Below are 8,963 nucleotides of genomic sequence, written 5' to 3' on the forward strand. Positions count from 1 at the left end.
CCGGCCGGGAAGCGCGCGCGCGCGGCCACCGCGGCGGCGGCCAGCAGCACCGCGCCGAACGCCGCGTACGCCGCGCCCCACCACCGCGCCTGCGCCGACAGCCCGAGCAGCGGCTCGACGGCCAGCGGGTACGCGAGCAGCGCCACCAGGCTCCCCGCGTTGCTCGCCGCGTACAGCGCGTAGGTCGCCGCGTCGGCGCCGCCGGCGCCGCGCCGCGCCGCGAACCACCCCTGCAGCAGCGGCGCCCCCGCGCTCAGCACGAGGAACGGCGCGCCGACCGTGAGCAGCAGCACGCGCACCACCCACGCCGCCGGCGGCCACCCCGCGGGCGCGCCCGCGCCGGCCGGCACCAGCACCGGGAGCGCCAAGAGCGACGCCGCGAACAGCCCCACGTGCACCGCCGCCTGCGCGCGCGGCGCGAGGCGCGACAGCAGGTGCGCGTACAGGTAGCCGACCAGCAGCAGCGCCTGGAACGTCATCAGGCACGTGTTCCACACCGACGGCGTCCCGCCCAGCAGCGGCAGCAGCTGCCGGCTCACCAGCGGCTCCACCGCGAACAGCAGCGCCGCGTTCGCCGCGACGCCCAGCGCGAACAGCGCGGTGAGCGCCCGCCCGCTCACCCGGCGCCGCTGGACGACGCGCTGCCGACGATCGCGTCCGCCTCGACCTCGATCAGCATCGCCGGGTCGACCAGCGCCTCGATCCCGTACATCGCCGTCGCCGGGCGCACGTGCCCGAACGCCTCGGCGTGCGCCCGCCCGTACTCCTCGAACCGCGAGATGTCGGTCACGAACATGCGCGTCCGCACCACGTCCTCGGCGCGCGCGCCGGCGCGCTCCAGCGCCGACAGCACGTTGGCGAACGCCTGCCGCGCCTGCCCGTACGCGTCGCCCGGGTGCAGCAGCGTCCCGTCGGGGCCCGTCGCGGTCGTCCCCGACACGAAGACGAACGCGCCGGCGCGCACCGCGCGGCTGTAGCCGACGCGCGGCTCCCAGGGCGTGCCGCTGGTGACCAGGCGGCGGGGGACGACGGGGAGCTCGGGCGAGTCCGACGACATGCGGCGCGGGGTTGGGGGGCGGGCGGCACGCTAACCCGACGTCCGCCCCCCCGGCAACCGCCGCCCCGTGCGCGCGACGTCAGCGCGGCGGGCGCTGCGCCATGTCGAGGATCTTCCCGAGGATCCCGCCGATCGCCGGGTTGCGCTTGGCCGCCTGCGCCTCGGCGGTGCGCGCCTCCTGCTCGAGGTAGTCGGGGATCCCGTCGCCGTCGCTGTCGACGGTGCGCGGGTCGGCGCCCGCCGTCGCGCCCCCCAGCCCTCCCATGCCGGGGATGCCGAAGCCGCCCGCGCCGCCCGCCGCCGCCCCGCCGGCGCTGCGCTGCTGGCGCCCCTTCATCACCGCGGCGAGCACGATCGGGGCGAGGATCATCAGCAGCTTGCGCGTCTGGTCGGAGTTGAGCCCCGACGCCTGCTGCACGCCGTCCTGCACCGCCGGCTGCGAGCGGCCGAGCACCGAGCCGAGGATGCTCCCCATGTCCATCCCGCCGCCGGCGCCGCCGGCCGGCGCGCCCCCGCCGCCCAGGATCCCGCCGAGCAGGCCGCCGAGCCCGCCACCCCCGCCGCCGAGCAGCCCGCCCAGCGCGCTCGCCCCGGCCGGCTCGCGCGTCCCCGCCGCCATGCCGCCGAGCAGCATCGGGATCGCGGCCTGGACCGCGTTCTCCGTCGTGGCCGGGTCGGCGCCGACCTGCTGGCTGATCTGCTGGACCTGCTGCGGGCCGAGCTGCTGCTGGATGAGGTCGAGAAGGCTCACGGTGCGCTCCTGGAAGGGTGGGGGTGCCGCCTCCGGGAAGATCCGCGCCGCCGCGCCGGTCGCCAGTCAGCGCGCGCCCGTCACCGCGCGCCGGTCACGGCGAAGAGCGACACGATCAGCGCGTGGTTGTTCTCGTTCACGCGCGAGCCGCCGCGCTGGACGAACTGCTGCATGTAGCCCGCCTCCGCGCGCAGCCGCGGCGTGAAGCGCCACCCCACCTGCGCCGCCAGCCGGCTCTGGTCGAAGATCTGCCCCTGCGACCCCTCGAAGCCGCCGGCGTTGATCAGCAGCTCCCCCCACGACGTCAGGTACGCCTTGGGCAGCGCGACGCCGAGCGCGGGCGCGTCGACCGTCGCGCGCGTCATCGCGCGGCCGCGGGAGCGGAACACGTAGCCGTCGTGCGCCGGCGCGCCGTCGACCGTGCGGATGCGCCCCACCCAGCGCTGCTCCGTGCGCAGGCGGTGCGACCACGCCACCGCGCCCGTGCGCCCCGGGAACTGCAGCATCTGCCACGCGCGGTGCTCGGGGAACGGCACCGCCGACGGCGCGTCGCCGTACACCGACGTCCCCGCGTACGCGTAGCCGGCGCCGAGCAGCGCGCCGCCGCCGAGCTGGTAGAGCACCCCGGGGCGCAGCAGGAGCTGCTGCGGCGCGCGCAGGTCGAGCCCCGAGCGGCGGAACTGCGCCTCCAGGTTCAGCGACCACTTCGCGTCGAGCCGGTGCTCGCCGAAGTACTGCAGCCACGCGACCTCGTTGGACACCGAGCGGCGGGCGGGGGCGGTCTGCGCGCCGAGCGGCGCGGCGAGCAGCAGCGGGAGGAGGCGACGGGCGATCGACATGCGGGAGTGCGGGGAAGCGGGAACGCGCGGACGGACGCTCAGGCGCGCGGGGTCCACGCGCGCGGCGCGCCGGGCGGGCGGCGCGTGGAGTAGCGCAGCCGCCCGTCGAGCAGCTGCACCTGGTGGCGCGGCGTGCCGCGGTAGACGTGCGCCGCCAGCCACTGCGACTCCGCCTCCAGCGCCTGCTCGGGGACGTCGCGCCACCACGCCTTCGGCCGCCCCTCCTCCGCGTCGCCGTTCCAGCGGTAGCCGCGGCGCTTGAGCACGTCCTTCGTCTCGATCGCGCTCCCCACCGCCCACACGCGCGCCGTCTTCGCGCGCGCGCAGTCGAGCAGCGCCGCCATCGCCGTCCGCCCCGACGGCAGCGTGCTCGCCAGCAGGTGCACGGCCATGAGGCAGTCGGCGTCGGCGCGGTGCGCCTCGTAGAACATCCGGCACATCCGGTAGGCGAGCCAGCCGAGCTTCGTCGACTCCAGCCCCTCGGCGCGCCACGACACGTCGTCCTGGCTGCACGCCCAGTGCTTGTCGGCGAACATCGGCAGCCGCTTCTCGAGGTGCGGGCGGTCGAAGCGCGCGTTGTGCGCGATCACCAGCGCCGTCTCGTCGAGCAGCGCGCGCACCTCGTCGTCGGGGATGCGCTGCCCGGCCACATGCTCGGGGCCGATCCCGGTGAGGCGGGTGATCTCCTCGGGGATCTCGACGCCCGGGTCCTCGAACCACGACCGGCAGGCGCCGACGCGGAAGATCCGCCCGTCCTTCGCGAACTCGAACGGCACCGCGGCGAGCTGGATGATCCGGTCGTCCTCCCCCAGCCCCGTCGTCTCGACGTCGACGAACAGCGCCCACTTGGTGGGCGTCCCGTCGGGGCGGTGGTAGTGCGGGCGCGCCTCCAGCTTCTCGATCACCTGGTAGCGCCCGGACGCCGTCAGCGCGTCGATCAGCCGGCGCTCGGTCTCCGCGTGCGCGGCCGCCGCGTGCGCGGCGGCGTCGGGCAGTCCATCGGCGGTCGGCATGCCGGAAGAAAACACGTGGTGCCGCGCCCCGGAACCTCGCGGGCGACTCAGGGCGCCGGGACCGGGTGCGTCCCGGTGTGCACGCCGCGCCGCAGCCCGTCGGCGGCCAGCGCCTCCGCCTCGGCCAGGAACGCCCGCAGGAGCGCCAGCTGGTCGTCGAGCGCCTCCGCCTCGGCGCCGCGCGTCCCGCCCCCGAGCACGCGCGCGATCGCGTCGCCCAGGTGCGCGAAGTCGCGCGCCAGCTCCCGCTCCCCCCACCCCAGCCGCCCGCGCTGCCCGCCGTGCCGCGCCGCCAGCAGCGCCTTGAACGCGCCGCCGTCGGCGATCAGCGCCCCGCGCTCGGCGGCCCCCCGCCCGGCGGCCCCGCGCCCCGCCGCGTCGTCGTCGCGCACCGCGAAGTCGTGCGCCAGCGCCGCCAGCAGCGTCCCCGCGTGCCCCTCCAGCGTCGGGCGCGCCGCCTCGGCGGCCGCCGGCAGCGCCGGGTCGCGCCGCAGCGCGTCCACGTAGGCCGCCAGGACGTCGGGCATCCGCGCCACCAGCCGCTCGCCGAGCCGCACGCGCGCCTCCCACCCCGGCGTCGACGCCGGGAGGCGCAGCGTGAACGTCGCCCCCATCCCCGGCGCGCTCGCCAGCGACAGCTCGCCCCCCATCAGGTGCACGAGCTGCCGGCTGATCGCCAGCCCGAGCCCCGTGCCGCCGCTGCGGCGGTTCAGCCCCCCGTCCACCTGCACGAACGGCTCGAAGATCCGCGCCTGCTGGTCGGCGGCGATCCCGATCCCCGTGTCGGCCACCGCGAGCGCGACGCGCGGCGCCCCGTCGGCGTCCGCGTCCGACGCCGCGCGCACCGTCACGCGCCCGCCGGGCGGCGTGAACTTGATCGCGTTGCCGAGGAGGTTGAGCAGCACCTGCCGCACGCGGTCCGGGTCCCCGACGTAGCGCAGCGCCGGGTCCTCGGCCCCGCGCGCCCACGCCGCCGTCACCCCCTTCGCCTCCGCCTGCGGCTGCACGAGGGCCAGCGCCCCCTCCACCACGTCGGCGACCGACGCCGGCCGCCGCTCGACCGCCAGCTCGCCGGCCTCGATGCGCGCCACGTCCAGCACGTCGTCGATGAGCGTCAGCAGGTGCCGCCCGCTCCCCTCCACGCGCCCGAGGTACTCGCGCTGCGCGTCGCTGGTCGGCCCGGCCAGCCCCATCGCGAGCAGGTCGACGTAGCCGAGGATCGCGTTGAGCGGGGTGCGCAGCTCGTGGCTCATGCGCGCCAGGAAGTCGCTCTTGGCGCGGCTCGCCGCCTCGGCGCGGACGCGCGCCTCCGCCACGGCCGCCTCGGCCTCGCGCCGCGCGGTGACGTCGCGCGACAGCCCGAACACCCCCGCCGCCAGCCCGTCGGGGCCCGCGAACGCCCCCTTGCTCGACTGGTAGGTGCGGCGCGCGTCGCCGACGCCGACGACCTCCTCGACCGTCAGCGGCCCCTCGCCGCCGAGCACGCGCGCGTCGGCCGCGCGCACGGCGCGCGCCTCGTCGCGCGCCAGCAGCTCGGCGTCGGTGCGCGCGAGGATGTCGCGCGCCGGCCGCCCGATCGCGCGCGGCGCGGCGCTGTTGCACAGCAGGTAGCGCCCCTGGCGGTCCTTCAGGTACACCGGGTCGGGCGTCCCCTCGAACACCGCCTGCAGCAGCGCGTGCGTGGCGTCCGTCGGCGCGGGCGCCGCGACGGGCGTCGGCGCCTCCCCGTCGCGCCGCGTCCGCCCGCGCGGGGCCGCCGGCCCCAGCGCGACCCCGACGGCGCCGCCGGCGGCGCCGAGCAGGAGGTCGGCGGGGGTGACGGGCATGGTGCGGGACGGTGGCCGGGCGGTCAGCGCCGCGCCAGCTTGCGCGCGTAGAGCGCCGCGTCGGCGCGCGCCAGCAGCGTCTCGGGCGTGTCGCCCGGCTCCACCTCGGCCACGCCGACCGAGAAGCCGATCTCGTACGGGCGCCCGGCGGCCGCGGCCGCGCGGTTGTGCTCGGCCAGCCGCGCCTGCAGCCGCGCCGCCAGCACGTGCCCCTCGCCGCTCTCGCGCAGCCCGACGGCGTAGACCGCGAACTCGTCGCCGCCGAAGCGCGCGCTGAAGTCGGCGTCGCGCACCGTCCCGCGCAGCACCTCGCCGACCGCGCGCAGCGCCTGGTCCCCCTCGGCGTGCCCGTACGTGTCGTTGATCGGCTTGAACCGGTCGAGGTCGAGGAACAGCAGCGCGTCGCGCGCGCCCGTGCGCCCCGCCGCCTTCACCGACTGCTCGAGCATGCGCCGGAAGCCGCGGCGGTTGAGGAGCCCCGTCAGCTCGTCGTGCTCCGACAGCGCCGCGAGGCGCTGCTCCAGCGCGCGCTGCTCGGTGACGTCGCGCCCGATGCTGGCCGTGCCGGCCACCGCGCCGTCGGCGTCGCGCAGCAGCGCGACGTCCCACGCCACCAGCCGCCGCTCGCCGCCGCGCGTCAGCAGCGCCCCCTCGAAGTGCGGCACGCTCGTCTCGCCGCGCAGCATCGCGCCGAACGCGTCGCGCAGCGTCGCCCCGTCGGCCAGGAAGCGCTCGAACCAGTCGCTCCCCACCGCCTCCTCGCGCGCCCACCCGGTGAGCTGCAGCAGCGCGTCGTTGGCGAACGTCACGCGCCCGTCCGGGTCGAGCGTCACCGCCACCGCGCGCACCGTCTCCAGCACGCCGCGGAACTGCGCCTCGCTCTCGCGCAGCGCCCCCTCGGCGAGCTGGCGGCGCACCACGGCGCCCACCTGCGCCGCGACGGCGCCCAGGCGGTCCACCTGCGCCGCGGTGATGCGCCGCGCGTCGCGCGTGTGGAAGGTGAGCACCGCCACCACCGCGCCCTCGGCCATGACGGGCACGCCGACGCCGGTGGAGAGCCCGGCGGCGCGCGCCTCGGCCAGCCGCGAGAACCCCGCCTCGGGCGCGTACAGCGACGGCAGCACCACCGGCGCGGCCTCGCGCCACACGCGCCCCGGCAGCCCCTCGCCCGGCGCGAACGTGTAGCCGTCGTCGGCCCCGGCGAAGCGCGCCAGCGCCGCGTCGTCGGGCGGGTGCGACGCCGGGCCGTGCGCCAGCCGCGCCGGCCCGCGCGCGCCCGGGCGCGGCGTCAGCCACGCGTCGCCGTACTCCCACCCCGACGCCTCGCGCATCGCCTGCAGCGCGGCCGCGATCGCGTGCTCGGCGTCGGGCGCGTGCGACAGCGCGCGCGTCACCTCCTGCAGCAGGCGCCGCTCCTCCTCCGCCTCGCGCTGCGGCGTGACGTCGCGCGCCAGCGTCGCCACGCCGTCGGCCAGCGGCATCACCTGCACCGCGATCCAGCGCGCCGGCACCCGCGGGTCGCGGTTCTCGCGCTCGGCCTCCAGCGGCTCCCCCGTCTCGACCACGCGGCGGTACCCGTCCAGCATCCCGTCGCGCAGCGCCGCCGGCCAGAGCGTGGTGTAGCGCATCCCCACCACCTCCTCGGCGGCGCGCCCGCACATCGCCTCGAAGGTCTCGTTCACCTCGACGTACTCGAAGTCCTCGACCGCGCCGTCGGCGCCGCGCAGCGTGCGCAGCACCGCGTACGCGTGCCGCCCGCCGTCGAGCGCCATGCGGAAGCGCGCCTCGCTGGCCCGCAGCGCGGCCTCGGCGCGGTCGTGCTCCGTCACGTCGCGCATCGCCACCACGGCGCCCAGCATCGCGCCGTCGGGGCCGCGGATCGCCTGCCCGTTGCTGCGCAGCCGGCGCGCCGGCCGGTCGGCGGGGGCGATCACGAACTCCGCCTCGCGCACGTCCTCGCCCACGAACGCGCGCACCAGCGGGATCTCCTCCGTCGGCAGCGGCGTCGCGCCGTCGGCGCGGCGCAGCGAGTAGCGCCCCGCCCACCCCGCCGCCGACAGGTCCTCGTCCGGCGCGAGGCCGTGGAACTCGCGCGACGCGCGGTTGAACAGCGTGAGCCGCCCCTCGGCGTCGCACGCCACCACGCCGTCGCTCAGGCTCTCCAGCGTCGCCGCCAGGAACGCGCGCTCGCGCTCCAGCGCCCCCTCGGCGGCCCGCCGCTCGGTCACGTCGACCGTCACGCCGACAACCCCCGCGCGCCCGCCGCCGAGCGCGATGCGCGACAGCGACAGCGACGCCCAGCGCACGGCGCCGTCGCGCCGCAGGAACCGCTTCTCGACCGTGACGCTCGGCACCCGCCCGTCGCGCAGCGCCGACACCGGCGCGCGCGTCACGGCCGCGTCCTCGGGGGGCGACAGGTCGGGCGCGAACCGCCCCACCAGCTCCCCCGGGCCGTAGCCGAGGAACGCCTCGAACGCGCCGTTGGCCTGCACGACCGTGCCCGCGTCGTCCACCACCGAGACGCCGACCGCCGTTGACTCGAACAGCGCGCGGAAGCGCGACTCGCTGGCGCGCAGCGCCTCCTCCGCCAGGTGCTGCGCGGTGACGTCCCACATCACCCCCTGCCACGCCACCGGGGCGCCGCCGGCGTCGTACACGAACTCTCCGCGGTCGAGCATCCAGCGCACGCCGCCGTCGCGCGCGATCACGCGGTACGCGTACTCCAGCGGCCGCCCCGCGGCCATCGCCGCCGACGTCTCGGCGAGCACGCGCTCGCGGTCGTCGGGGTGCAGCACGCGCAGCCAGGTGTCGGGCGCCGCCGTCCACTCCTCGTGCGTCCAGCCGAGCGTCGAGACGCCGGGGCTCACGTAGGTGGGGGCGTACGGCGGGCGCGGGTCCACGCGGTAGACGATCAGCGGCAGCGACGCCAGCAGCGTGCGGTGCGCCTCCTCGCTCGCCCGCAGCGCCGCGCCCGCGGCCAGCGCCGCGCGCCGGTCGCGCATGATCGCCGAGAACGTCGGCGGCGCGTCGGGGCCGAGCCCGGGGTGCGCGGTGAGCGCGATCGCGACCGGGATGCGCGCCCCCGCGGCGTCGAGCAGCTCGCCCTCGCCCTGCCACCGGCCGTCCGCCGCCGCGGCGGGGAACCCCTCGCGCTCCAGCAGCGCCAGCGTCCCGGGCGGGTGGAACTCGCGCGCCGAGCGCGCCGTCAGGTCGGCGTCGGCGGCGAGGCCGAGCAGCCGGCGCCCGCCGCGGTTCATGTACTCGATGCGCCCGTCGTGCGCCGCCACGCCCACGAAGTCGGCCGTCGCCTCGAGCGTCGCCACCAGCCGCGCGCGCGCCGCCTCCGCCTGCCGCTCCGCGCCCGCCTCGCGCAGCACGTCGTGCGCGCCGGCGACGCGCCCGTCCTCGCGCAGCAGCTCCACGTGCCCGCGCGCCGCGACGCGCAAGTCGGATCGTAGCCATGTCGTTCTGTGAGCC

6 protein-coding genes and 1 pseudogene are annotated in these 8,963 nt (G+C 77.9%); all 7 read right to left on the reverse strand.

The annotated features are described in order from the left end of the window. A pseudogene (locus PYV61_RS15545) lies at positions 1-620 on the reverse strand (spermidine synthase); the annotation flags it as partial. Beyond that, on the reverse strand, positions 617-1,057 hold the full coding sequence (locus tag PYV61_RS15550) for a RidA family protein (RefSeq protein ID WP_275833176.1): 441 nt from the start codon (positions 1,055-1,057) through the stop codon (positions 617-619). The gene PYV61_RS15550 and the pseudogene PYV61_RS15545, both read right to left, overlap by 4 nt. A gap of 79 nt (positions 1,058-1,136) precedes the next feature. Next, a complete protein-coding gene (locus tag PYV61_RS15555; protein ID WP_275833178.1) occupies positions 1,137-1,808 on the reverse strand; it encodes a DUF937 domain-containing protein in 672 nt (223 codons plus the stop codon). An 80-nt stretch (positions 1,809-1,888) separates the two neighbouring features. After that, entirely contained in the window at positions 1,889-2,647 is a 759-nt protein-coding gene (locus PYV61_RS15560; RefSeq protein ID WP_275833180.1) for a DUF2490 domain-containing protein, read from the reverse strand. 38 nt (positions 2,648-2,685) lie between these two features. Then, complete coding sequence (locus PYV61_RS15565) at positions 2,686-3,660, reverse strand: 3'-5' exonuclease (protein WP_275833182.1); 975 nt, start codon at positions 3,658-3,660, stop codon at positions 2,686-2,688. 47 nt (positions 3,661-3,707) lie between these two features. Then, positions 3,708-5,486 (reverse strand): PAS domain-containing sensor histidine kinase, encoded by a 1,779-nt coding sequence (locus PYV61_RS15570; protein ID WP_275833185.1) that lies wholly within the window; start codon positions 5,484-5,486, stop codon positions 3,708-3,710. A 23-nt stretch (positions 5,487-5,509) separates the two neighbouring features. Beyond that, positions 5,510-8,963: PAS domain S-box protein (locus PYV61_RS15575; protein ID WP_275833187.1), on the reverse strand; the 3,454-nt coding region annotated here is incomplete at its 5' end.

This window comes from Roseisolibacter sp. H3M3-2 (assembly GCF_029211165.1).
In the GTDB taxonomy this organism is placed as follows: Bacteria; Gemmatimonadota; Gemmatimonadetes; order Gemmatimonadales; family Gemmatimonadaceae; genus Roseisolibacter.